At 44.6% G+C, this 25939-nt stretch carries 19 protein-coding genes; 15 read left to right on the forward strand and 4 right to left on the reverse strand.

Annotated elements, in window-relative coordinates; genetic code table 11:
• Positions 1-112: 112 nt before the first annotated feature.
• From AC0J2X_RS06295 to AC0J2X_RS06305, 3 genes are all read left to right on the forward strand, one after another.
• Positions 113-1678 (forward strand): AMP-binding protein, encoded by a 1566-nt coding sequence (locus AC0J2X_RS06295; protein ID WP_069944561.1) that lies wholly within the window; start codon positions 113-115, stop codon positions 1676-1678.
• A gap of 293 nt (positions 1679-1971) precedes the next feature.
• On the forward strand, positions 1972-3186 hold the full coding sequence (fabB, locus tag AC0J2X_RS06300) for a beta-ketoacyl-ACP synthase I (protein WP_069944560.1): 1215 nt from the start codon (positions 1972-1974) through the stop codon (positions 3184-3186).
• 331 nt (positions 3187-3517) lie between these two features.
• The gene (locus AC0J2X_RS06305; protein WP_069944558.1) at positions 3518-4741 is read left to right on the forward strand and encodes a HEPN domain-containing protein; all 1224 of its coding nucleotides are present in this window, start codon (positions 3518-3520) and stop codon (positions 4739-4741) included.
• Positions 4742-4985: 244 nt separating this feature from the next.
• On the opposite strand, the gene AC0J2X_RS06310 is transcribed toward AC0J2X_RS06305, so the two are convergent.
• Both AC0J2X_RS06310 and AC0J2X_RS06315 read right to left on the reverse strand, forming a co-directional pair.
• Positions 4986-5894 carry an alpha/beta fold hydrolase gene (locus tag AC0J2X_RS06310; RefSeq protein ID WP_139125431.1) on the reverse strand — a complete coding sequence of 303 codons (909 nt, stop codon included), beginning with the start codon at positions 5892-5894 and terminating at the stop codon, positions 4986-4988.
• An 81-nt stretch (positions 5895-5975) separates the two neighbouring features.
• Positions 5976-6665 carry a Crp/Fnr family transcriptional regulator gene (locus tag AC0J2X_RS06315; protein WP_156078523.1) on the reverse strand — a complete coding sequence of 230 codons (690 nt, stop codon included), beginning with the start codon at positions 6663-6665 and terminating at the stop codon, positions 5976-5978.
• A gap of 176 nt (positions 6666-6841) precedes the next feature.
• On the opposite strand from AC0J2X_RS06315, the gene AC0J2X_RS06320 reads away from it, so the two are divergent.
• The 10 genes from AC0J2X_RS06320 (at position 6842) to purF (ending at position 21725) form a co-directional block, all read left to right on the forward strand.
• Positions 6842-7597: a class II aldolase/adducin family protein gene (locus AC0J2X_RS06320; protein ID WP_156078522.1), complete on the forward strand. Its 756-nt coding sequence runs from the start codon at positions 6842-6844 to the stop codon at positions 7595-7597.
• 237 nt (positions 7598-7834) lie between these two features.
• Positions 7835-9037 carry a 4-phosphoerythronate dehydrogenase gene (locus AC0J2X_RS06325; RefSeq protein ID WP_156078521.1) on the forward strand — a complete coding sequence of 401 codons (1203 nt, stop codon included), beginning with the start codon at positions 7835-7837 and terminating at the stop codon, positions 9035-9037.
• A gap of 29 nt (positions 9038-9066) precedes the next feature.
• Positions 9067-10083: an aspartate-semialdehyde dehydrogenase gene (locus tag AC0J2X_RS06330; RefSeq protein WP_156078520.1), complete on the forward strand. Its 1017-nt coding sequence runs from the start codon at positions 9067-9069 to the stop codon at positions 10081-10083.
• A 497-nt stretch (positions 10084-10580) separates the two neighbouring features.
• Positions 10581-15392 (forward strand): FimV/HubP family polar landmark protein, encoded by a 4812-nt coding sequence (locus tag AC0J2X_RS06335; RefSeq protein ID WP_472995870.1) that lies wholly within the window; start codon positions 10581-10583, stop codon positions 15390-15392.
• A 204-nt stretch (positions 15393-15596) separates the two neighbouring features.
• Positions 15597-16388 carry a tRNA pseudouridine(38-40) synthase TruA gene (gene truA, locus AC0J2X_RS06340; protein ID WP_014949946.1) on the forward strand — a complete coding sequence of 264 codons (792 nt, stop codon included), beginning with the start codon at positions 15597-15599 and terminating at the stop codon, positions 16386-16388.
• Positions 16389-16697: 309 nt separating this feature from the next.
• A complete protein-coding gene (accD, locus tag AC0J2X_RS06345; protein ID WP_014949945.1) occupies positions 16698-17543 on the forward strand; it encodes an acetyl-CoA carboxylase, carboxyltransferase subunit beta in 846 nt (281 codons plus the stop codon).
• Positions 17543-18874, forward strand: a complete 1332-nt coding sequence (gene folC, locus AC0J2X_RS06350) for a bifunctional tetrahydrofolate synthase/dihydrofolate synthase (RefSeq protein WP_081334009.1) — start codon at positions 17543-17545, stop codon at positions 18872-18874. The genes accD and folC overlap by 1 nt, the downstream gene beginning before the upstream one ends.
• 46 nt (positions 18875-18920) lie before the next feature.
• Positions 18921-19538 carry an SPOR domain-containing protein gene (locus tag AC0J2X_RS06355; RefSeq protein ID WP_061486083.1) on the forward strand — a complete coding sequence of 206 codons (618 nt, stop codon included), beginning with the start codon at positions 18921-18923 and terminating at the stop codon, positions 19536-19538.
• A gap of 160 nt (positions 19539-19698) precedes the next feature.
• Positions 19699-20187 (forward strand): CvpA family protein, encoded by a 489-nt coding sequence (locus AC0J2X_RS06360; RefSeq protein WP_014949942.1) that lies wholly within the window; start codon positions 19699-19701, stop codon positions 20185-20187.
• Positions 20188-20201: 14 nt separating this feature from the next.
• Positions 20202-21725 carry an amidophosphoribosyltransferase gene (gene purF, locus AC0J2X_RS06365; RefSeq protein ID WP_472995872.1) on the forward strand — a complete coding sequence of 508 codons (1524 nt, stop codon included), beginning with the start codon at positions 20202-20204 and terminating at the stop codon, positions 21723-21725.
• Between the two features lie 72 nt (positions 21726-21797).
• Here purF and AC0J2X_RS06370 read toward each other — a convergent pair whose 3' ends face one another.
• Positions 21798-22397 (reverse strand): Yip1 family protein, encoded by a 600-nt coding sequence (locus AC0J2X_RS06370; protein WP_239247465.1) that lies wholly within the window; start codon positions 22395-22397, stop codon positions 21798-21800.
• Positions 22398-22613: 216 nt separating this feature from the next.
• A complete protein-coding gene (gene miaE / locus AC0J2X_RS06375) occupies positions 22614-23390 on the reverse strand; it encodes a tRNA isopentenyl-2-thiomethyl-A-37 hydroxylase MiaE (RefSeq protein ID WP_014976880.1) in 777 nt (258 codons plus the stop codon).
• A 182-nt stretch (positions 23391-23572) separates the two neighbouring features.
• Here miaE and AC0J2X_RS06380 point away from each other — a divergent pair, with 182 nt between their 5' ends.
• Positions 23573-24160, forward strand: coding sequence for an acyl carrier protein phosphodiesterase (locus AC0J2X_RS06380; protein WP_061486081.1), 588 nt, complete (start codon positions 23573-23575; stop codon positions 24158-24160).
• Positions 24161-24310: 150 nt separating this feature from the next.
• Positions 24311-25927, forward strand: coding sequence for a S10 family peptidase (locus AC0J2X_RS06385; RefSeq protein ID WP_014949937.1), 1617 nt, complete (start codon positions 24311-24313; stop codon positions 25925-25927).
• The last annotated feature ends 12 nt before the right edge of the window (positions 25928-25939 follow it).

A 25939-nucleotide genomic window follows, 5' to 3' on the forward strand; every position in this document is an offset into this window, starting at 1 on the left:
GCTTCTGCAAATAACAATCTATCAGTAAAAACAATACGTTTATTTAATTGTTGTTGTAAATATTTTGTTAAATTTAGCGCTAAGTCTATTGAAGATAGTTCAGGGAGAAGGTATGGCGGGCGTGTTTCACCAATGTGGTCAAAGCATTTGCAAACGCACTAGAGACGAAATGGATGATCGTGCACGTATCATAGCACGTGCACTTGCTGAGCAAGGTGTGTGCGATAACGATGTGGTAGCTATTTTTATGCGAAACCATGTCGATATATTTGAAATAGTTGAGGCATGCCGATATGTGGGTTCGCGCTATGTTCTGCTTAATTGGCACAGCCCTGTTGCCGAACTTCTGCCTATTTTAGACGACTGCAGCGCTAAAGTGCTGTTCGCTCATCGCGATTTATTAAAGGGGGAGAATGACCGCCAAACCTTATTACAAGTTTCCACCTTGTCAGTGATATACACGATTAAAACGCCGGAAAGCATTTTAGAGCGCTATCATTTAACAGATAATTCACTGTTAGCATCAGAGGCGAAAACTGGGGAACAGTACCAGTGTCTTGATACGCTATTAGCTGCCCCAAACGCAACGCGCCACGATGAACCGCCAAAACGCTTTAAGGGCATGTTTCCCTACACATCTGGCAGCACCGGAAAACCCAAAGGTATTAAGCGAGATGAAGACCTAACGCGGCCAGACCCTTATTTAATATTTAAAGGGCTGTCTGAAGCGTTAATGCAGCTATCAATAGGTGATCGCTTTTTCGTCTCGGCACCGCTTTATCACAGTGCACCACACGCGCTTACGCTCTGCTGTTTAGCAGCGGGTAATATTGATGTATACATTGAGCCTCAATTCGACCCCGAACGCTTTTTACAAGACATAGAGCGGTTTAAGCTGACTCACGCCTATATTGTTCCCACTATGATGGTGAGGCTACTTAAACTACCCGAGTCGATAAGAAGCAAATACGACACTTCAAGTTTGCGATTTGCCTTATCAACCGGGTCCGCACTGCCAAGCGATGTGAAAGAAGCAATGATTAACTGGTTTGGTCCAATTTTCTATGAATCTTATGGTGCTAGTGAATTAGGCTTTATGACCCTAATTTCATCTCAAGAAGCATTAGATAAGCCAAATTCTGTGGGTAAGCCCATTCCCGGTGCCGCGATTAAAATACTGAGCGACGATAAAGAGGAGTGCGAAGTAGGTGGTGTTGGCGTTATATATGCGCACCTTTCCATGTTCGCGCCATTCAAATATACCAATACTACGGGCACGCAAAGCGACTTACATGTTGGTGAATTCACGACATTAGGCGATATGGGTTATGTGGACGAAGATGGCTACTTATATATTTGCGATAGGAAAAAAGACATGATCATCTCAGGTGGCGCCAATATATTTCCTGCTGAAATAGAAAGCGTCATCATCGAAATGCTTGAGGTTGCAGACTGTGCGGTATTCGGTGTGCCTGATGCTGAGTATGGTGAAAAAGTGGTGGTGGCTGTTCAATGCTCACCCGGCAATGCGCTGTCGATTGATGCGCTACATGGGTATTTAGATGGCAAACTGGCGCGGTTCAAGTGGCCTAAAATGTTGCAAATACTCGATGCCCTGCCTAGAGAAGATACGGGTAAAATATTTAAGAACAAACTTAGAGCTCACTTTTGTCAATAAAAGAAACCGCTAAAGCTATTTTGAAGGTTTTATGAAGGTATAAATTAACGCTGGTCATGACCCTGTGCATTCGTGCTACATTGGAAATATTCTGAACAAGAAAGCTTAGACAAAGACGGCAGAAACGAAAAAGAAGGGAAGTGGGAAACTACCTGTTTATACACACAAGCCCAGAATTGAAACAGGTATTGCAACGCTGAAGTTTGGATAATTTGAGTATGGCAATTGGCAGAGCAGACCACTTTACCATTCAAAATCGTTACCATAAGCCGCAACAACGCAAAGGGTAAACTATGAGAAGAGCAGTTATCACCGGTCTTGGTATCGTATCAAGCATCGGCGTAAATAAAGAAGACGTACTTGCTTCACTTAAAGCGGGTAAGTCTGGAATTACATTTTCGGAACAGTTCGCCGAAATGGGCCTTCGCAGCCAAGTTTGGGGCAACATCGACATCGATTTGAAAGACCATATTGACCGTAAAGCTATGCGCTTTATGGGCGATGCGGCAGGCTACGCATACGTGGCGATGCAACAAGCCATTGCAGACTCTGGTTTAGAAGAAAGCGACATTTCAAACGAGCGCACGGGTATTATTGCTGGCTCAGGTGGCGCGTCTTCTGAAAACCAAGTGCTTTCTGCTGATATTCTTCGCGAAAAGGGCGTTAAGCGTGTTGGTCCATATATGGTTCCCCGCTGTATGGCATCTACGGTATCGGCTTGCTTAGCGACACCGTTTAAAATTCGTGGCGTGAACTATTCAATTGCCTCTGCGTGTGCAACTAGTGCCCACTGTATTGGTAATGCGCTAGAGCTTATTCAGCTTGGTAAGCAAGACGTAGTATTCGCCGGTGGCGGTGAAGAATTACATTGGTCACTATCAAGCCAATTCGACGCTATGGGCGCACTAAGCTCTAAATATAACGACAATCCTGCTGTGGCATCACGTACTTATGACGCAGCACGCGACGGCTTTGTAAGTTCAGGCGGCGGCGGTATGGTTGTTGTTGAAGAACTTGAGCACGCGCTTGCACGCGGCGCAAAAATCTACGGCGAAGTAGTAGGTTACGGCGCTACATCAGACGGTTTCGACATGGTTGCGCCGTCGGGTGAAGGCGCAATTCGCTGTATGAAAATGGCAATGCAAAATATCGATGCTCCAATCGATTACTTGAATACCCACGGCACATCTACGCCTGTAGGTGACGTGAAGGAACTTGCGGCGATTCAAGAAGTGTTTGGCCAAGCGGGCGTACCTATTAGTGCAACCAAGTCACTGACAGGTCACGCACTAGGAGCTGCGGGTGTAAACGAAGCTATTTACAGCTTGTTGATGATGGAGCATAACTTTATTGCGCCATCAATTAACATCGACACACTGGACGACGCGGCACAAGGGCTAGATATTGTTACCCAAGCACGTGAAGCAACGTTAAACACTATTATGTCTAACAGCTTTGGCTTCGGCGGCACTAACGCAACGCTTGTTATGCAGCGTTATAACGGTTAATTAAAACCGCTTGAACCAGTAAGCTTTTTAGCTTCAGTTAAGAGTTTCAAAAAAGACAAAAGGGCGTAAACCTGAGCACCGTGGGTGCTTGTGTTTACGCCCTTTTTTGTTGCTGTTTTTTTGATTAAACCTGCGGTTTTAGAAGAGGCCGCATAAGTGATTGTAATTTGAGGCTTTCTACGTATTGCAGTCATTGACACATTTGTGATCACGCGGTGACAAAGAGTGAATTGTGGTCTAATTGTTTTAGCATGTTTGTTTTAGCCAACTTTACTTGTGGGGAAAAGCAGATTTTGGGATAGTTTGAAAAAAGCAATTTGATGGAATCAGAATGGAGACTTCTCACAAGGAATTAATAAACCTCATCGATCTGTGTCGTTTGGACGAACACTTTAAATCATCAGTAAGTCCAATGTTTGCGTGGCGGGATTGGCTTATAAGAGAAGGTTTCTCAAAACATACTATAAAACTAATGGATATTCTCCAAGAGGATTACTCTGAAGTTTTTGAAAGGAGTTGGGGGACACCTAATAGCCATAAATCAGTATCGCCTTTCGACCTTGCAAAGTGGTTGTGTACCAAAGCTAACAATGTCGGAGCAAAGGTCTCACTTCAATTATTTCTCGATTTTATAGAAAAACCCATAGTGCCTCTATACGTTATATCGTTAGTCGAGGGAGTAATGCCCAGTGAAACATACTATTTTGATAAGAGAACGTACTTATGTACATTTGAAGGGTTACCTGAAGGCGTACGTGAAAGGATGAACCTATGTTGGCGCGGTGAGTCGAGGGATTTTCATGGTGAGGTACCTGCTTACATTGTGACGAGAGTCGAGTGCAATGTTTTAAATTTTAGCAGTTACGAAGGCACTGAGAGTGTTACACAAGATCAGCTTTTTGAGATAAGTCAGAGTCATCTTTTAAAGTCTTTTTTTCTGTCACTTTTTACAAGAAAGGTGGCGGCTTGTATAAAGAAGGAGTGGTGCGTGTTTGAAGAATCGACCCCCTGCTCAGGTTTTATAGATAGCAATGAAACAACATTTTTGCAGGTTGAAAGACCATTTTACTCAGAAACACTCCAATTGATTGATAAGAACTGTTTGCAGATATTGCTTGAAAAGTTTGAGAGGCTGCCAGAAGCGACTCAGGGCTCAATAGAACTAGCAATTAAACGCAAAACATCAGCTATGAATGTTAACGATACCGTTGATGCTGCTATAGACTTAGGAATGTGCGCAGAGTCTATCTTGACCAAAAGTGAGAGCTCAGAACAACTTTCCCTTCAAGTGCGCCTTTTAGGCTCAAGATTATCTTCAGATGTCTATGAAGAAAGGGTACAGAATTATAATCAACTCAAAGCATTTTACAGTATCCGTTCTGATGCGGTACATAATGCCAAAATTAAAGACGAGTACAAGGTGAGGGACATAGGTAAAATTGAGCCAAAACGAATTCTAAATGAGACTTCAAAAATACTCTCACTCTGTATTTTGGAAATTATTGAGCTTGGTGGGATAAGTGATCTCGATAAAGAGTTAATTTTACTTCGATAATTATGATTACCAACAGACTCTATAGATTACTACTAGCGATTTTTTTTACCGTCTTTTCCTTGTCTTGAGCAGACCTCAAAGATGCAGTCGAATGTAGGTCCTCAACATATCCCATCAGGTGCAAATCCATATACGATTTAGTAAAACCGTAAGCTCACGTTGGTAGTAGTGGACATCTGTTGTGTCATTACTAGGTTTTCAGAAAATGTTCAGAAGACGTTTCGCTACGTAATTCTCGTATTAGTTAAAGGCTTTCGGCTAATGTTTGGATAGCTTCAATAACAATTTCAGGCTGCATTTTGTGAATGGAATGCTGACGCGCCCCTGAAAAAATAATTGTGCTATTGGTAGAGCGCGTGGCAATGTTTTCTTGCAAGGTCGCCCATACCAGGTCTCTAGCTTTCGTGTTATCTATTTCAGAAGACGCTTTATTTCGCGCAATAACCACCAAGGGCATATCGCCATAGTTAGGCGTTAACTCATTTAATTCGCTAAGGCTTCTTGGAAAGTATTCGGCTTCATCTAAGCTGGTATATTGATGTTTGGTTGTACTTTTTTTAGCTTTTTCTTCTGGGTTAATGTTGGAAAGGTACAACCTGGGAATACCGACAGGGGCTGCCCACATTCCAAATTTGAAAAGGTATTTTTGAAGATAATTCGTTTGAGGCATCTCCTCTATCTGATCTTCATGGGCAGAGTCTACCAACACCAAAGCGGCTATATATTCAGGATAGGTAAGGGCATAGCGCTGCATGTTAACCCCACCAAATGAATGGCCTACAAGGATAATTGGTCCAGTAATATCTTTGTCTTTTAGAACCGAGTGAAGTTCAGCGACAATGACTTTACTGTCTCTATCGTGCGGGCTTTCCTCACTCCACCCAAGTCCAGCTCTGTCATAGGTAATAACCCGAGAAAACTGTGAGACTTCCTCTGCTACTTTGTTCCAGACTGATGAGTCATCACCCATACCAGCATCAAAAATTACGGTAACTTTTCCTGTTCCAATGTCCTCGACATACAGGCTATAGTCACCGATATCTATCATTTCTCCACGCTTGTCAAAAGAGGTGGAATCGACATAGCTTGAATATGACTGATATAGAAAACCGACTAATAAAAGCAAAACTATGCTGGCAGATAAAATTTTCAACGCGAACTTTCCTTTTCTTTGCGTTTCCACGACTTTATTAATATTCCACAAGTTCTTTAGCAATTCAGCTAGTTATTTCGGTTAAATAAACTGATAACGACTAAACAAGGTATCTGGCTCGGGAATAGTGATTTTCCCGTAATGCCGTTTTACCAAACCTTCTTGTTGAAGTTCACCTAATAACTGGTTCACCGTTTGCCTACTGCTATTTATCATTTGCGCTAAAGATTCTTGCGAAAGGGTAAGTGTAATCGCGTTATGTTTGGGCAAATGCTGACCGTAACTGGTGGTAAGCATTAAAAGCCGTTTTACCAGCTGGTGCTTAAGGCTAAGCCCTGCGCTTGAGTCAATAAACTGAAAAGCGCTGCGCACTCGCGTGCATAAAAGGCGAGTAAAATGCGGGTAGAGTTCAGGATATTGCTCAAGCAGTGCTTTAAACGCGTTCTTTTGAATAATCGCCACCGTGCAATTTGTCTCACAGAAGTTGTCGTGAGTACGAGGGAGGTCGTCAAACATCGATATCTCACCAAACCAGGTGCCGGGGCCCAGTAGCGCAAATAGCATTTCGCGACCATCCACGCCCACAGTGACAACTCTTAAACGGCCTTCGCATACGCCGTAAAAACCGACACCGTCTTCACCTTTGGCATGCAGTTGCTGCCCGGCTTTTAGGTGTTTTAGGCGCATCTTGTCGAACATGGCTTCCTGCAAATAGGGTGGGATCGCGCCAAACCAAGTAGAGCTAGCGAGAACAGGTTTAAACTTTTCCATTTAACAAATTTCTTACAATGTCGTATATCCGACAGTGTATAGCAATTACTGCGCGTAATGTAGGCGGTAAGAAAAAGTAAGTGGAAGTTTCATTGAAACGCTCAAGGTATCGAGCCTTCCACCTAGGGCTCACCCGCCTCAAATGAAATTAATTTGTACGTTAAAAGAGTAAAGCTATGACAGATTCAGTAAAGTCGAAAGTTAGCAGTGAAGAATGGCAAACCCGTGTTGATCTAGCCGCATGTTATCGTGCAGTCGCTATGTATGGTTGGGACGACCTTATTTTTACTCACATTTCTGCTCGTGTTCCTGGGCCTGACCACCATTTCTTGATTAATCCCTACGGTTTAATGTTTGATGAAGTTACTGCATCAAGCTTGGTTAAAGTTGATCTTCACGGTAACAAAGTAATGGAAAGTGAATACGACATTAACCCGGCAGGTTTTACTATTCATAGCGCTGTTCATGAGGCTAGAGACGATGCCAAATGTGTGTTGCATTTGCACACAGCAGAAGGCGTGGCGGTATCCATTTTAGAAGAAGGGTTGCAGCCATACTCGCAACAGTCGCTTTTTCCGCTGGCGTCGCTTTCCTATCATGCCTACGAAGGCGTGGCGTTAAACCCAGAAGAAAAAGCACGGCTGGTTCGCGACCTAGGCAATACCCAATTTATGATTTTGCGCAATCACGGGCTTTTAACCTGTGCTGACAATATTCCCGATGCATTCTTGTTTATGTTTATCATGCAGCGCGCCTGTGAAATTCAGTTAAAAGCGCAGGCCACAGGCAAACCGCTTATTCCAATTCATTCGGCAATTTTAGATGGCATTCGTACACAGGCCGATCAAGTCACCCGGCAGGCTGGTGGCTCGTTAGCTTGGCCGGGTATTAAACGACGTGTTGAACGCCGTTTCCCTGGTTACGACAAGTAACTATTTAAAGTTAACGTTATCCAATACCACGATCGCAAAGGATGAGGTGGACAAAAAACGAGAGCTTAAGCGCTTTGCTTTAAGCGCTCCCGTTTTAAAAGATTGTATGAACTTCGGCCGTCTCTCTTATACTGCGGCCAAACGTTCATCAAAATGACGTAAATTAAACAAATCACCGACAAGATAAATCGGGGGCGCTGGGTTACTAAAAGCCTAAGTTAAGGTACACTTAGCGCCATGAAAATACTTCTTGAAGACACCATTCCGTTTGGTACCGATTACCTTAATAGCGTAGGTGAGGTTGAATCCTATGCATGGCAATCTCTTGTGCCTGAAATGCTGCGCGATGTAGATATTCTTGCGTTGCGTTCTACCACCAAGGTTACCCCTGAACTGCTGACCAGCGCTAACAAGCTTAAGTTTGTTACTACGGCAACAGCGGGGACCAATCATCTAGATAAAACGCATTTAGATAGGGTGGGAATTATGCATAGCAGTGCAGCAGGCTGTAATGCCGTAGCGGTTGCCGAGTACGTGTTGAGTGTTTTGCTGCACGCGCAAAAAGCCCAAAAGCTCGATTTATATAATGCGACAGTGGGAATAGTAGGTGCTGGTAATGTGGGAACTGCATTATCAAGAATTTTAATGGCAATTGGCGTTAAACACTGTCTGTATGACCCACCGCTACAGCAAGCGCTAGCAAAATCTGGTAAGAAGGAGCATAACGGTCAGTCATTTGTAGACTTAGCGCAAATAGCAAAGTGCGATGTTATCTCGCTTCACGTGCCTTTTATTAAAGGCGGCGAATATCCTACATATCAGATGATAGACGAAGCGTTTCTGGAAGGATTAACGTCAAACCAGCTGCTTATAAATGCATGCCGGGGTGAGGTTATTGATGAAGTGGCACTACTTAGCGTACTTCGAGGTGAAAAACCGCCAACGGTGGTACTCGACGTATTCGACAATGAGCCTGCCATAAATACAGCATTATTTGACTATGTTTGGTTCGTTACACCACATATCGCGGGGCACTCTGTAGAAGGCAAAGTGCGCGGTACGCAAATGATTTACGAGCAAATTTGTGACGTAGTGGGCAAAGCCCCAGACAAAGTGCTTAGCGACTTTTTAGAGAAAACCAATCCGATCAAAGTTGCGTTAAATTCGCCTGAGGCGGTGCGGTTGTCGGTTGAGGATCTCATTGCCGTATTCCACAATGTGTATGATGTAGCTATTGACGATGAGATAACGCGAAACGCGTTTGCGTCAGGCCATAATGAAACGCCAGAGACACACATAGCAAATACGTTCTCTACATTGCGCAAGCAATACAGAGTGCGTCGCGAGTGCAGCGCCTATGCGTTACACTTGCCAAAAAACACCAGTAAGCAAATCCAAGACACATTCACCAAACTGGGCTTTCACGTAAGTCTGGTTTAGTTTTTTTTACATTAGGAGCATAAAGCATTATGTCGCAAGCGTTTGACGTAGCGGTACTTGGCGCCACAGGTTTAGTGGGCCAAACCATGATTGAACTATTAGAAGAGCGAGACTTTCCGGTAAACCGTTTGTATCCGCTTGCCAGTAAACGTTCAGCAGGTAGTACCGTGTCGTTTAAAGGCGAAGACATTGAAGTATTAGATGCTGATGATTTCGACTGGTCATTAGTGCAATTTGGCTTTTTCTCAGCTGGAGGCAGCATTTCTGCAAAATTTGCTCCGCTAGCGGCAGAGGAAGGCTGTATTGTTATCGACAATACTTCAGAGTTTCGTTACGAGCCAGATATCCCACTTGTGGTGCCAGAAGTTAACGCCCATGCACTGGCAGAATTTCGCAATAGAAACATTATTGCGAACCCAAATTGCTCAACCATTCAAATGTTGGTTGCACTTAAACCTATTCAAGACGCTGTTGGTATTGACCGTATTAACGTGTGCACATACCAGTCAGTTTCTGGTGCAGGTAAAGAAGCCATGGAAGAACTGGCTAAACAAACCGCAGGTTTGCTAAACGCACGTGAAGTAAAGCCAGAGTCGTTTAGTCGCCAAATTGCCTTTAATGTCATACCTCAAATCGACGTATTCCAAGAAAACGACTACACCAAAGAAGAAATGAAAATGCTGTGGGAAACCCAAAAAATCATGGGCGATCAAAGTATTTTGGTAAACGCGACGGCTGTGCGCGTGCCGGTTTTCTACGGACATGCTGAGGCCATTCACCTTGAAACACGTTCGCCAATAGATGCGCAGCATGTTAAAGAGCTTTTAGCCGATGCGCCAGGCGTAACAGTTTACGACGGAAATGAGCAATTCCCAACGCAAGTAAGCAGCGCTAGCGGCAACGACATTGTGCATGTAGGGCGTATCAGGAATGATATTACTCATCCTTGTGGTTTAAATTTGTGGGTGGTGTCAGACAACATTCGCAAAGGTGCAGCGACAAACAGCATTCAAATTGCTGAGACACTTATTCGCGACTACTTGTAAATGCTCTACAGAGACACAGCCTCTGATTAATCGGATAAGCACAGGAAAAGGTAAACATTTTTCTGTGCTTGCCGATACGCAATGAAAGGGCAATGCCTGTTGCAATGAAGCAGCACTGTTCAACGGGATAGAAAGACAGCACTCGAAGCTACTGAATGACGGTTTTTAGCGAAAATTTGAGCATTAGAGCGCTTCAATACTACTGTCTAACTAGATCACCCTTAATAACTGGTTTATAGTTTGTAAAGTTAGGAATAGAACAACGTTAAAAACAATACTTAGTCAGATACTTAGGCGAAGGGTAAGAACTCTATAAAGCGCAAATAAATCTTACTGCTAAGTTCAAAAAGACTGTAAAACGCTGGCTTGATTATTAATGGTTTCAAGGTGGCTTAAGAATAAAAATAAAAGCCAATATTTTCTTCCGTACTGATTGGCTAGAAAATCCGCCCATACGTCTCGGGTGGTAAAGACGCTTGAGGGCATATAGGACTGCTATGAAATTGCATTTGACGGGCTTACTTTTACTAACACTTTGTTTGTCTGGCCCTATTATCACTGTAGATGCACAAGAACGCGCTACCTTCTTAAAAGGTCCCAAAGACGCAACTGATCAGTATTCGGGCCTGGAATATGGGCCCATCGACGCCAACGATACCCTATGGCGCATTGCTGAGCGCTATCGCCAAAACAATAACCTGAGCGTATATCAGGTTATGACCGCCATTTACGAGCTCAATCCAAACGCATTTGAAAACGGCAATTTAAATTTATTAGTTGATGGTGCGGTATTAAAGCTACCATCAGAGCGCTATATTGCCAGAATTGATAAGCAAAAAGCCCAGATGCGCGCTGAGCAGGATGATAGAGCATTTGCTGAATTGCTTAATAAGCCCGGCAGTAGCGTAAGAAATATCAAGCCTGCATCGCCTTTAGTCAATCAACAAGACTTGACGCAAACCCAAACTGATATTGAGCAGAAAATCACTCGCTTAGATCAGGAGCAAACCCGACAATTTGACGAACTGCGTATGCAGTTTGCAGCCTCACTGGAAAATGTTGAAGCGATTCTTAACGAAAACAGACGTTTGTACGAGCGTGTTGAGGCCGTTAATGGCGAACTAGAAACCTTGCGTGGGCAAGTCGAAGGTGATGTTAAGAGCCAACTAGATATACAAGTGGCGCTTCAGCAAGAATTGCTCGACATGATCAAGGCCGAGCAAGCGCAGCGCGAAGCAGAAAAGCAGTCTTCTTTTTTAAGCGCACTTACCAGCCCACTCAGTCTAATTATAGGCTCGGCAATTCTGTCACTATTGTTAGTTGGTGGTCTTATCATGTGGCTGCTAAAACGTAATAGTAAGCCTGACGAAGCGCCTGCGGCTGGACCTACGATTACAGCCGATAACGATGAAGTGCCGGTACCTGATTCTGACATTGGCGATCTTTCAAGTGCACTGGCCCCTGACTTTGATGATAAAGCAGAGTTGTCAGATGATGACTTGTTCAATGACGACGACCTACTTGATGACGTACTTACCTCAGATTTAGAAGACAGCCTAGATGACGAACTAGAAACCTTCGCCGACCTTGAAGACGACATGTTGGTGCCAGACGATGGCAGTGATGACTTGTTTGAAGCTGGCGATGATGAGCTTGATCAAAGTGAACTAGATAGTCTGTTTGATGACGATGACCTGTCAGATAAAGTATTAAACGAAAACGACACTGACGACCTTGAAGGCTTCGACCTGTCAGGGGATGACGACATCTTTGATGAAGATGCTGCCGATGAAAGCGAGCCAGAGACGGAAGTTGCTGACGAGGCTGCATCGACAGATGCCGATGATTTTGACATTGATGACTTGCTTGATGATGTACAAAGCCAAGACGCGGCAGAACTTGAGAGTGATGAGCTAGATGAGTCGGGCGACATAGACCCTGACGACATACTGGCTGAGGTCAATGGAACCGCTGAATCTGACAATGTTGATGAAGACGATATCGACGCGTTGCTTGCCAGCTCAGTTGATGATTTATCTGACGCTGACGAAGAAACAGAAAGTGTTTCTTCTTTGCCAACCGTAGAAGATGAGGACGATAAGCCTGAAATCAGTATTGACGATTTGCTAGAAGAGCACGGCGTTGATGCAGGTCTTACTGATGAGCTAGACAGCAATGACGACCTTATCAATGAGGATATGCTAAGCAAGCTCGACGACGAGATTAATCAGCAAAATAAAGAAATTGATAAAATCACAGACGATTTGTTAAATGAAATTGAGCAAATCGAAATGATGGGTGGCCTAGGTGAAGAAGATGACGAAGACGAGGATGATCTTGAGGAAGAAATAACAACTTCTTCGCCGTCGCCGCAGTCTATTCAGAGTCTTGATGCCATTACCGACGATTTAGACGAAATAGTCACCGACGAAATCGAAACTAACGCGGACTTCAGTGACCCTCTTTCCGATGAGCTTATTGCTGAGCTACAGGCGGAAGATGAGCTTGCTGAAGAGCCTTTAGCGGATCAAATGCCTTCAGCGGATCAACTGCCCTCAGATGATGAAGAGCTTAATGAAAGCGCTTCTAGCGAGTTACCTACTCAATCCGATGAGGAAGGTGATTTTGACGATCCGTTTACTGATGAACTACTTGCAGAGCTTGAAGCAGAGTTAGATGGCGAGCCTGAAGTTAGTCCTGAAGCTCACGATGAAGACGTAGACCTTGAAACGCCTGAAAGCGATGAAGAAGGTGCTAGCGAAGATGATTTTAGCGACCCGCTAACTGATGAGTTACTTGCTGAACTAGAAGCTGAAGAATCTAAAAGCAGTGAAGATGTAGATTTGCTGACAGACGAGCTACTTTCTGAGCTTGAGTCTGAAATAGAACCTGATGATGAAACAGATTCAGAGTTCGAACCTGAAGCTTTGAGCGAGTCAGAAGCAGAAGCTGAGCGAGAAGCTGACTTTGAAGATGAAGTAGAAGCAGAGCAAGATGCTGAGATTGAGCCTGAACTAGAAGCGGAACTTGAGTCTGAGCCGGAGCCGGAATCAGAGCTAGAATTTGAAGCTGATTCTGAATCTGAATTCGAACAGGATTTCGATTCTGAAAGAGAACAAGACCAAGAAGCAGAAGAAAAAGCTGAGCCTGAAGCCGCCTCGGAAGATGCAGTAGAGTTAGAGACGGAAGCCGAGGGTAAAACGGAGTCAGAACTAGATTCAGAGCCGGAGTTTGGCACTGAGGTAGAAGCAGAACAAGACGCTGATATTGAGCCTGAACTGGAAACGGAACTTGAGTCTGAACCAGCGACGGAGTCAGAGCTTGAATTTGAAGCTGAGCCTGAGCTTGAATCTGAATTAGAACAGGATATCGATTCTGAAACAGAACAAGACCAAGAACCAGAAGAAAAAGTTGAACCTGAAACTGAAGCTGAACCTGAAGCCGACTTGGAAGATGAAGTAGAGCTAGAGGCGGAAGCCGAAGGTGAACCAGAGTCAGAACTAGATTCAGAGCCAGAGTTTGGCACTGAAATAGAAGCAGAACAAGACGCTGAGATTGAGCCTGAACTAGAAACGGAACTTGAATCTGAGCCGGAGCCGGAATCAGAGCTAGAATTTGAAGCTGAATCTGAATCTGAAGTAGAACAGGATATTGATTCTGAAACAGAACAAGACCAGGAACCAGAAGAAAAAGTTGAACCTGAAACTGAAGTTGAACCTGAAACCGACTTGGAAGATGAAGTAGAGCTAGAGGCGGAAGCCGAAGGTGAACCAGAGTTTGGCACTGAAGTAGATGCAGAACAAGACACTGAGATTGAGCCTGAATTAGAGGCGGAACTTGAATCTGAGCCAGAGCCAGAATCAGAGCTAGAATTCGAAGCTGAGCCTGAAACCGACTCGGAAGATGAAGTAGAGCTAGAAACGGAAGCCGAGGCAGAACTACAGCCAGAAACAGGCTTAGAGCCAGAGCTCGACGCTGTCGATGAAGACGCTGAAGAAAAGGCAGGGCAAACGTCAGACGATCCACTAGATGACGCTATTGAAGCGTTTGAAAGACAGATGATGGATGATATTCCTTCGTTCAGTCAGATGGATACGGAAGAGCCATCAGCGCAGGAAAAGCCCTCAGCGCCAACAGAGCCAGCGGAAGATGCTTCAGCAGAAGACAGTGATGAATACGACGACAGCCTGTTAAACGCTGCGTATGACGAAGTAGAAAGCTTTGAATTAGAGCAAGAAATTGACGGTGTAGTAGACGGTGAAGATGAAGGTGACGAAATATCATCAGAATCTAGTTCTGCTGAAGAATCGAGTTCACCTGAAGAAACTGATTTAAACCAAAGCGATTCAGATAAGAACAGCGAAGAAGACTTTAACGAACTTGACGATGTTCCTGGCCTTGACGACTGGCTGTCTGCTTCCGATGACGACGATCATGTAGACGACAACGAGATTCTTGACGATCTTGACAGTGCGGAATTCGATGAGCTTCTTCAAAGTCTTGAGTCAGACGCTATTGTTGATACAAGTGATGTCGACACCAGTGAAATTGAAAGTGATGACGACGGTCAGGATCCAGAAGCATCTTCAGCAGAGAGTGAAGATACTTTCGAACTTGAGCAGGAAGATGATGAAGCCACATTCGAGTTAGAAGGGAGTGACGACAACCTTGGATTCGACGAAAGCGATGATACGTTTGAACTAGACGAAGAAGATGAAACCTTTGAGCTAGACGAAGATGGTGCTTTTGAGTCTGAGCAAGAAGACGACGAAGATACTTTCGCCCTTGAAGAAGATGATTCGGAACTTGCATTAGACGACCTTGAAATTCCAGATGATGTGGAATTGGATATTGCCACGCCAACTGAAATTGAAGAGTACGAACAAGAGGCTCAATCCGTTGAGACTGAAAAGGCTCAAGAGGATGATCTTAAACTCGATAACCCTGATTTAGATCTTGCCGCCTTACTTAGTGATGTCGACAGTGAAAGTGACGCGCAAACGCCACCAGAAGACTTCCTTGATGTAGAGGCTTTAATGGACGATGGCGATGATGCAGACGCTATTGACCCAGATAGCCAAGCGCTAGATCTTGATGTAAGTTTATCTGACTTCACAGGTGTATCTGATGAAGATACGGTGATTGATATAGATAAAGACGCAGGGCAGAACGCTAACCTGGACTTAGCTCGCGCTTATATTGAAATGGACGATGTGGACGCTGCAAAAGAGTTGCTTGAAGAAGTAATGAAAGAGGGTAGCGAAGAGCAAAAACAGGAAGCCGCATCGATTTTAGCGAATATTGCTTAAGTAGTTTGCTCCTATGCGCATAACCGCGCTCTCGTTTGAGATTTTGGACGGCCAGTATATTTACAAGATATACAGGCCGTTTTTGTTTTAGGTGATGTACATTTATTTTCTATGACCTAAAAGAGTTTTGCGTATTAGCGGCATTGCATGTTGCAAGCGACATGACTACACTTAGCGCCTTTTCAGAAACGGGGTAATACAGATATGGGGCGAATTGCCTTAGGGATTGAATACGACGGTGCTGCTGTATACGGATGGCAACGCCAGCGTGAAGTACCAAGTGTTCAGGAACATCTTGAAAAGGCACTATCGACAGTAGCCAACGAACCCATTGAAGTGCAATGCGCTGGACGTACCGATGCTGGTGTACATGCTACTGGGCAAGTGGTTCACTTTAACTGTGATGCACCACGCTCAGAGCGCGCTTGGACACTCGGCGTAAATGCGAATCTGCCTAACTCTGTTGCTGTTACCTGGGCAAAGAACGTCAGCGATGACTTCCATGCACGTTTTTCTGCTACCCATCGCCGCTATCGTTACGTTATTCATAATGCGAAAATGCGTCCTGCTATTCTCCATTCCGGTGTTACCCATATTCACCGCGAATTAGATGAGAAAAAAATGCATGTTGCCGCACAAGCCTTGCTAGGCGAGCAAGACTTTACCTCGTTCCGCGCAGCGCTTTGCCAAAGTAAAACGCCATTTCGCAACGTTACTGATGTAAGCGTATATCGCCAAGGGCGATACGTTATTATCGATATTCGCGCCAATGCTTTCTTGCATCATATGGTTCGCAATATCACGGGCGCGCTTGTTGAGATTGGGGCAGGGGAGCAAGATGTAAATTGGATAGCTCACTTGTTAAGCCTGAAAGACAGAAGTAAATCTGCAGCTACGGCGAAGCCAAATGGGTTGTACTTGGTTGACGTCACATACCCTGACGAGCACGGTTTGCCTAAACCGCCTTTAGGGCCGCTATTCCTTCCAGAGGCCTAATCTATCTACCTTCGTCTTTAAATTTTTCAATCTGAGTTAGTTGCACATCATCTAGCAGTTAACTCAGGTTGTATTGAAGCATGTATCTTCAAATCATCCCTTGCCAACTTCTAAGACCAGTTTTGTTTTTTCCATTTCGTTGTATTGTGGTCTAATAGCGCGCTATATTAGGTAGCTGTTCTATTGTGTTACGTATTTTTTCTTTGTAATACAGTATGAAACTTAAAAAATTAATGTGTTGTTGGCCACAAGTATGAACAAACATCAATCGTCACGGTCGGCAAACAAAAAACAAAGGATTCAATTTCCATGAGCTGGATTCAAAAAATTCTTCCTCGCACGCAAACATCAACCAAAGGTAACGTACCAGAGGGTATCTGGACGAAGTGTGGTTCATGCCAAGCAGTGCTGTATAAGAGCGAACTGGAAAAACTTCAGGAAGTTTGCCCTAAATGTGACCATCACATGCGTATTACGGCACGCCGCCGTATCGATGCGTTCCTAGATGATGGCGATCGCGTTGAGTTAGGTGCAGAGCACGAGCCGCAAGACGTACTTAAGTTTAAAGACTCTAAGCGCTATAAAGACCGTATCGTTGCTGCACAAAAGGCAACGAACGAGAAAGACGCGCTAGTGGTAATGCAGGGCAAGCTAAAAGGTATGCCGGTAGTGGTTGCGTGTTTTGAGTTTGCGTTTATGGGCGGCTCAATGGCATCGGTTGTAGGTGCTCGCTTCGTTGCTGCTGTTAATGCATGCTTAGAAAACGATATGCCGCTTATTTGCTTTAGTGCTAGTGGCGGTGCGCGTATGCAAGAAGCACTGATGTCGCTAATGCAAATGGCTAAAACATCTGCAGCGCTTGCTAAAATGAGTAAGAAAGGCCTGCCTTATATTAGTGTACTTACAGACCCTACAATGGGTGGTGTATCTGCAAGTTTGGCAATGCTTGGTGACGTAAACGTAGCCGAGCCAAAAGCGCTAATCGGCTTTGCGGGTCCTCGCGTAATCGAACAAACAGTAAGAGAAAAGCTGCCTGAAGGTTTCCAACGCAGTGAGTTCCTTGTTGAGAAAGGTGCAATTGATATGATTGTTGACCGCAGAGATATGCGTGATAGATTACACAGCCTGTTGGTTAAGTTGCATTATAAGAATTAGTGAATAACGAAAACAATCTAAATACTGGCTCAGCGCCACACGCAGAAAACGCTTCAGCGTCTTCATCTTCGCAAAAAAGCCTGAGCCAGTGGTTATCCTACCTAGAATCTATTCATCCTAGCGCCATCGATATGGGGCTAGACAGAGTGAAAGCGGTGGCCAATGCCATGGGACTTTCGCTTAGCCAGTCTTTGGTTATTACTGTTGCAGGCACTAACGGTAAAGGCACAACGTGTCGCTTACTCGAACAGGCCATGCTATCGCAAGGAAAAAGTGTTGCGGTATACAGTTCACCCCATTTAACCGACTATCGTGAACGCGTGCGTTACAACGGTGAATTACCTCCTGCCGATGAATTTGTGAATGCATTTGAGTTTGTTGAAAGCGCGCGAAAAGACACGGGTGGCGAACCTATTACTCTAACTTACTTTGAGTTCGGTACACTGGCTGCCATGAAAATGATGCAGTCATGGGATGTTGATGTGGTCATTCTTGAAGTGGGCCTAGGCGGACGTTTGGATGCCACCAACATTATTGACCCCTATCTAGCTGTTATTACGACTATCGATCTTGACCATCAAGATTGGCTTGGTAATACCCGCGAAAAAATTGCTCGGGAAAAAGCGGGCATTATGCGCAAAAGCGGCAACGCAGTGGTTGGTGAGCTGTTTCCTCCATCATCGCTTTACGATGTGGCTAACGAGCTACAAGCTAACGTACGTTGGGCTACACAAGATTTCGAAACAGTGGTAGCAAGTGATTACAGTGAGTGGAGCTGGAAAGGGAAGGGCAATAGTTATACGTCGCTACCTTACCCTAAAATTCCACTTCAAAATGCGAGTACAGCGTTGGCCGCGCTGGAGCTACTAGATTTGCTGCCCGAAGAAAGCGTGGTAAGAGATATTATTGAGAACACCACCATGCCGGGGCGCCAGCAGACTATCAGTGATTCCCCGTTAGTAGTTGTAGACGTTGCCCATAATCCACAAGCGACGACAGCTATGCAAGATTGGCTAAACCGTTACGATGTAAGCCAAATGCGCGTTGTGGTGGGCATGCTAAAAGATAAGTCTATTGCAGAGACCTTAGCGCCACTGGCGACACTTAATGCCAAGTGGTACGTAGCGTCAACGAGTGGTCCTCGGGGCTGCAGGGCAGAAGTACTTGAAAATGCACTTGTTAATGCCGGCACAACCATAGAGAATATAGACACGTTTCAGGACGTGACCTCGGCATATCAGCGCGCGCTTGCAGATTATCAAACTGGTGAACTTATTCTCGTTTTTGGTTCTTTTGTTACCGTAGCAGACGTGCTTGCTGAGCAAAACTAACACGCGCCTTGTAGAGTAAAACCGTGTATTCAAGCAGGAGAGCACAGTGACATCGGCATTAAAGAATAGACTGGTGGGGACAATTATTGTTGTCGCCCTAGCGGTAATCTTTTTACCAGACTTTCTTGATGGCAAAAAGCAAACAAACAGAGAACCTTTTGTCTCTGTACCTGCTAATCCGCCTAAAAAGCCCATCGTAGAGCCAGAATCTTTTCCATCAGAGCGCGTGGCGAAAGCTGCGGTGCCAGCGGTTGAAATTCAAGATGAAACGGCATTAGATGATGATTTGGATTCTTCTGGCACAGGGGAAAGTGGTCGTGCAGGTGAAGCCACTACCGCAAAAGCGCCAGCGGTGAAAACTTTTGAAGAAGACAATCTAGCAAGCCAAACGGTGGTTAATACAAAAAGTGCCGCAGACGATGACGCTGGTTGGGTTATTCAACTTGGCAGCTTCCGACACGAGAAAAACGTGAAGGCACTGCTGACGAAACTGGAAAAGGCTGGGTATCGTGCGTTTAGTCGCAAAATTCAAACCAGTTCTGGCCCGCTTAATAAAGTTTTCGTTGGCCCAGATTTAGACAAGAAAAAACTGGAATCGGCACTACCTCACTTAAAGGAACTCACGAGTCTTAAAGGTAAGGTCACTACGTTCAAAGTTGAATAGTGCGCATTGTTCCTGGTGCTTGTCGAATTAAGCACGGACAGAGCAACAGGGATTGGTATTACAGACTAGTAATATTTTTATCTTCTGTTAGAATGCGCGCCATCTCGCCAAAGGCTCGTTGCTTTACGATAAAAAGCAACATCAACGCAATAAAGAGACGATGAACTGGGTAGACTTTTCCATACTGGGTATCATTGCGGTATCTACCTTAATAAGCCTGATCAGAGGGTTTGTTAAAGAAGCCATCTCGTTAGTGGTATGGTTTGCTGCACTCTTTATTTCAAGCAATTTCTACGCTGACCTCGCCGTTTACTTCACAGCCATTGACGATCCTTACTTAAAAAACGGTGCTGCAATTGCAGCATTGTTTGTCACCACGCTCATTCTTGGCGGCATGATCAATTACGTGATTAGCCAATTGGTTCAGGCAACTGGGCTGTCTGGAACAGATAGGGCCCTCGGTATAGTTTTTGGCGCACTGCGTGGCGTGCTTATAGTTAGCGCATTGCTCTTTTTTATGGATACCTTTACTGGTGCAGCTTCCTCAGATTGGTGGCAAGCATCGGTACTCATTCCAGAGTTTGGTGTCATCATTGAGTGGTTTTTCAGCTATGTGAAAGACTCCTCCAGTTTCTTAAATCCCGCTTGAAATAGGTAACGCACATGTGTGGTATAGTCGGAATAGTTGGTAAAACGCCCGTAGCTCAGTCACTGTACGACGGTCTAACGGTTATTCAACACCGTGGACAGGATGCCGCAGGCATAATGACTATCGACCAAAATATGTTTAATTTGCGTAAGGCAAATGGTTTGGTTCGAGATGTTTTCCATACGCGTCATATGAAGAGGCTCTCTGGCAACATGGGTATTGGCCATGTTCGCTATCCTACCGCGGGTACATCAAGCTCTGCAGAGGCGCAACCGTTTTATGTGAACTCGCCGTTTGGTATTGCCTTTGCTCATAACGGCAACCTCACCAACGCCCATGAGCTACAGGAAGAAGTATTCCGCATTGCACGCCGCCACATCAACACCACCTCAGATTCAGAATTATTGCTTAACATTCTTGCGCATGAACTGCAGCAGGTAGCAGGTTTAAGCGTAAGTGCCGAACACATTTTTGAAGTGGTAACGAAAGTTCATAAGAAAATTCGTGGTGCCTACGCAGTCGTTGCGGCGATCATCGGCCAAGGTATTGTAGCGTTTCGCGACCCGCACGGTATTCGTCCTCTAGCACTCGGTAAGCGTATGAGCGAGCTGGGTGAGGAATGGATGGTGGCATCTGAAAGCGTTGCGCTTGATGCTGTTGGCTTCCAGTTTGTGCGCGATGTAATGCCAGGTGAAGCGGTATTCATTACCGAAGAAGGTCAACTGCACACCAGACAGTGTGCCGAAAAACCAGTAACCTCTCCGTGTATCTTCGAGTTTGTTTACTTTGCTCGCCCAGATAGCTTTATAGATGGCATTTCAGTTTATGCATCGCGTGTAAACATGGGCCGTAAGCTAGGTGAAAAAATTAAGCGCGAATGGGCAGATCTGGATATCGACGTGGTTATTCCTATTCCTGAAACGTCGATGGATGTGGCGCTTCAAATCGCGAACACACTGGATTTGCCATATCGCCAAGGCTTTGTTAAAAATCGCTACATTGGCCGTACTTTCATTATGCCTGGCCAAACCATGCGTAAAAAATCAGTACGCCGTAAGCTAAACGCAATCTCATCTGAGTTTAAAGATAAGAGTGTACTGCTTGTCGATGACTCTATCGTGCGCGGTACTACATCGGGTCAAATCATTGAGATGGCGCGTGAGTCAGGTGCGAAGAAAGTATACTTTGCGTCAGCTGCTCCAGAAATTCGTTTCCCAAATGTGTATGGTATTGATATGCCATCGGCAAACGAACTGATTGCTTATGGTCGTGAAATCGATCAAATTGCAGAGCTTATCCAAGCAGATGGCCTTATCTTCCAAGACATTTCTGACTTGGTAGATGCCGTTCGCGAAGAGAACGAAACCATTCAGCGTTTTGAAACGTCAGTGTTTGATGGTAACTATATTACTGCGGATATCGACCAAGAGTATCTTGAGCGAATTGATATGTCGCGCGGTGAAGCTTCGAGAAAAGCGCCAGTGATACAAGCAGAGCTTAGCAATCTTGATGTGCATAATATTGATGCCGCTGATTAATGTAAGACGCTCTTTGATATAACAACAAGCCGCTTTTTGAAGCGGCTTTTTTAATGCTTTTAAAGTAAGAGGCTAGTGAACAAATACCGGTCCGCCGTACAGTCCCCACACCAATATCGAACCTGTCATTAGAATAACGAGCAATACTAGCCCACATGTCACTACCGAGCTTGAGTAAATGAACCCTTTATCTTCTGGCATATGCATCAAAATTGGCACGCCAGAATAGAGCAGGTATACCGAATAGCTAATACCGACTAACAGCGCCGTCATCACCACCCAGAGTTCTGGGTAAAGACCTGCGATGCCCACCATAAACAACGGTGTAGCCGTGTAGGCCGCAAGTTCCAGCGACTGCGTATAAGTTGGTGTCGCATCAAACGCTTTAGCCAACTCATGAATAAGTACAGCCAATGCGACCACGCCTGCAATTAATCCAAAATACATGCCTATACCCATCATAATGGCGGTATTTTCGCTAAGGCGAATTATGTCACCTGCGCCGATACTCCAGCCAGTATGGGCACTGGAATAATAGGCCACGAGTGATGGAATGAGAGATATAAAAGCGATATGGGTAAGCGCGTAAAAATAGGTTTCGTGTTTGGTATCAATGGTTTGCCACTCTTCTTTTGGATGAGTGTAAATACCAATTAAATGATTCAAAATCATAAAGTCCTGCCTTGTTCACCAACGTTATTATTTTAAAAAATATTGTTGTGAGGCAGGGAGAACACACGGATTAACCGTAAAACCAAGGAAACACAAACACAGCGCAAAGCGCTAAACACTGCCGTTAACAATATGTTTACAAATTGAGTGTGCAGCAGAATGACTAAGCCGTCAATATAAATTGATTAATTTATAAACGGATGCAAAGCGTTAACTTTAGCGTGGTGCACCTGAGTGGAAACGCAATTCGTCATCGTCGCTTTCAATCAGCGATTTTTCAACGCTTCCGAAGTGGGCAACGCGCTCTGAAATATCGGTTTTAGCGATTTGCCCAGCCAGCGTTAGGTAGTCTTCAAAGTGTCTGGCCTCAGAGCGCAACAGCGACACATAGAACTTGCCTAAATTTTCGGAAACATACGGCGCAAGTTTGGCAAAGCGTTCACAGGAGCGCGCTTCAATGTAGGCACCACAAATGAGCTTGTCGACAAGCTTTTCAGGTTCGTAAGTGCGTACGTGACGCAACAAGCCATTGGCGTAACGACTGGATGTTACCGACTTATATTCAAACCCCAACTCGTGCATAATTTCTAGCACTTGGTAAAAATGATGAAGCTCTTCTTTAATTAGCATGACCATTTTATCAAGCATGTCTTTTTTAAAAGGGTCTAGCCCTTCAGTGTTAAATACATTTTTGGAAAGGTGCTTAGTATTAAGCGATTGCCAATCGCCTTCGTGGCGGTAAGTGAAGTCTTCGTAAGGTTTCAACCAGCCCAGCAATACCTTACTGGTTTCCTCATCGGCTACATAGCGGCGAAGTAGGTACATAGCCGACTGAGCCGCTTTAAGCTCGCAAATTAGGTGGTCAGTAAGGATAACGCGAAGGTTTTCCTCTTTCTGCGCTTCGTCTATCCACGACTGTGGCGTCTCGCAATGTAAAAAGGCATTGATTGGTGAAAGTAGAGACGTGACTTCAGAAGTGGAAATTACAGACATGTTGAAACTCAATTTTAAGTGCTACGGTTTTTCAGTTACATTTGAATTTGGCTGCTGCCAACGCTAGTTTCGGCAGTTTCGGTTTATAAAAGCACAAAATTCAGCGTATCTGAATTGAACCGTAATTTTACTTGATACCTACAAGCCCTTACAACTTAAAATAGAGGCCAATAAATTACAAAATGAATTATCTTGCCCATCTTTTCTTAGCCCGACCAACTGCCGATTCTCAATTCGGTAACCTACTCGGTGATTTCAGGCGGGGTGTTGATATTAAAGAGTTTGGACAAGCGGTACGGCTAGGTCTTAAAAACCACTATGAAGTCGATAGGTTCACCGACAGTCATACCAGCGTCTTAGCAGCAAAGGCGTTATTTCATAAAAGTCGTCGGCGCTTTGCACCTGTGGCGCTGGATATCTACTTCGATCACTTGCTAATTAAACATTGGGCGTCGTTTACAACACAGGGTTTTGACGAATTCAGGGAACAAAGTTTCGCATTGTTAGAACAGCGATTGCCCACTATGCCAAGAACGATGCAGCACAGTGTCGGGCATATGATAACCCATGACTGGTTTGAAGGTTATGCTAAGGAAGAGGGCATTGCTAAGGCGATTACTGTGGTTGCTAAACGTATTCGTTTTCCCAACACGTTTCATCTTGCTGTGGATGATATTAATGCGAACAGAGACGAGATTGAAGCGAGATTCTTAACGTTTTTCCCTGAACTCATTACACACATAAAAATCAATGGCCCTGAGAATATTTGAAAGGCTTAACCGTGTTACAGAAATGTATCGAAGAAATTGGTCGTTTTGTCGTTCATTGCTAAGCTGTCATGTGAACAGCGATATAGTAAAGCGTGCAATACAAAGACAACACAAAAAAGATAAAATTAACGACACTCAAAGATAATAATGATGAATATTCAATCCTTAGTTAGAAATACATCGCCCGTATTATTAAGTCTGGGTAAAAATAAACACAAAGCGCAATCGCACGCGACCCTAGCATGGTTAACGGCAGCCTTAATTGCTTTTGTAAGCTTAACTACCAGTGCTTCAGCGCAAGAAGAAAGCGCATCTGCCCATGCTCGTTCAATAAAAATTGATAGCAGTGTAGTGACAGAGCACGAAACTAAAATCCTAGGCAAGCGCGTAAAGTACAGTGCTACCACGGGTACTCAACCGGTTTGGAACAGTAAAGACGAAGCGGTTGCCACTTTGTTTTACACTTACTATCAGCGCACTGACGTAAAAGAGAATACTGAGCGCCCGCTTATTATTTCTTTTAACGGTGGTCCAGGCTCTGCGTCAGTGTGGATGCATGTAGCCTACACAGGCCCTCGTATTCTTAATATTGACGATGAAGGCTATCCAGTTCAGCCCTATGGTGTTCAAACCAATCCTTACTCCATTTTGGATGTGGCTGACATTGTGTTTGTTAACCCAGTGAATACAGGGTACAGCCGCGTGCTGCCTAAAGCTGACGGCAGCATGCCATCGCAAGATGAACAGCAGAAAATGTTCTTTGGTGTAAATGCCGATATTAGCTATTTGGCAGACTGGGTGAATACTTTTGTAACGCGTAATAATCGCTGGCGTTCACCTAAATATCTTATCGGTGAAAGTTACGGCACGACGCGTGTGTCAGGATTAGCATTAGAGCTTCAAAATCGCCAATGGATGTACTTAAACGGCGTTGTGCTTGTATCGCCAACCGATATTGGTATAGAGCGCAACGGGCCGGTAAAAGCCGCTAATCGACTGCCTTATTTTGCTGCCGCGGCGTGGTATCACAATAAGCTTGAACCCGCGTTGCAAAACAAAGATCTTACTGAGCTATTGCCTGAAGTTGAAGACTTCACCATCAATACGCTTATTCCTGCTCTGGCCAAAGGTGGCTTCATTGGTGAAACGGAAAAGCGAGATGTGTTAACGCAAATGGCACGCTATTCTGGGTTAAGTGAAGCGTCTATTGCGCAAAACAACTTAGACGTGAGCACTGCATTTTTCTGGAAAGACTTACTGCGCGACGAAGGGAAGACGCTAGGTCGTTTAGACAGCCGCTATTTAGGTATAGATGCTAAGCAAAGCGGCGACCGCCCTGACTATTGGGCTGAGCTAACATCATGGCTTCATTCGTTCACGCCCGCTATTAATTACTATTTGCGTGAAGAGTTAAACTACAAAACTGATATTAAGTACAACATGTTTGGAAACGTGCACCCGTGGGATAGAAGCAATAATCAATCGGGTGAGAACTTGCGATTAGCCATGGCGCAAAACCCGTATCTGAATGTGATGATTCAAGCTGGCTATTACGACGGCGCAACGAACTACTTTGATGCCAAGTATACGATGTGGCAGCTCGATCAAAGTGGCAATTTAAAAGACCGTTTGAGCTTTAAGGGATATCGCAGCGGCCACATGATGTATCTGCGTCGCGACGACTTAAAACAGTCCAACCAAGACCTACGCGAGTTTATTAAAATGAGCACACCAGGCAAAGGCATACCTGCTGAATACAAGCGATAGTACGTCTGAAAA

This window comes from Alteromonas sp. R7, assembly GCF_055755235.1.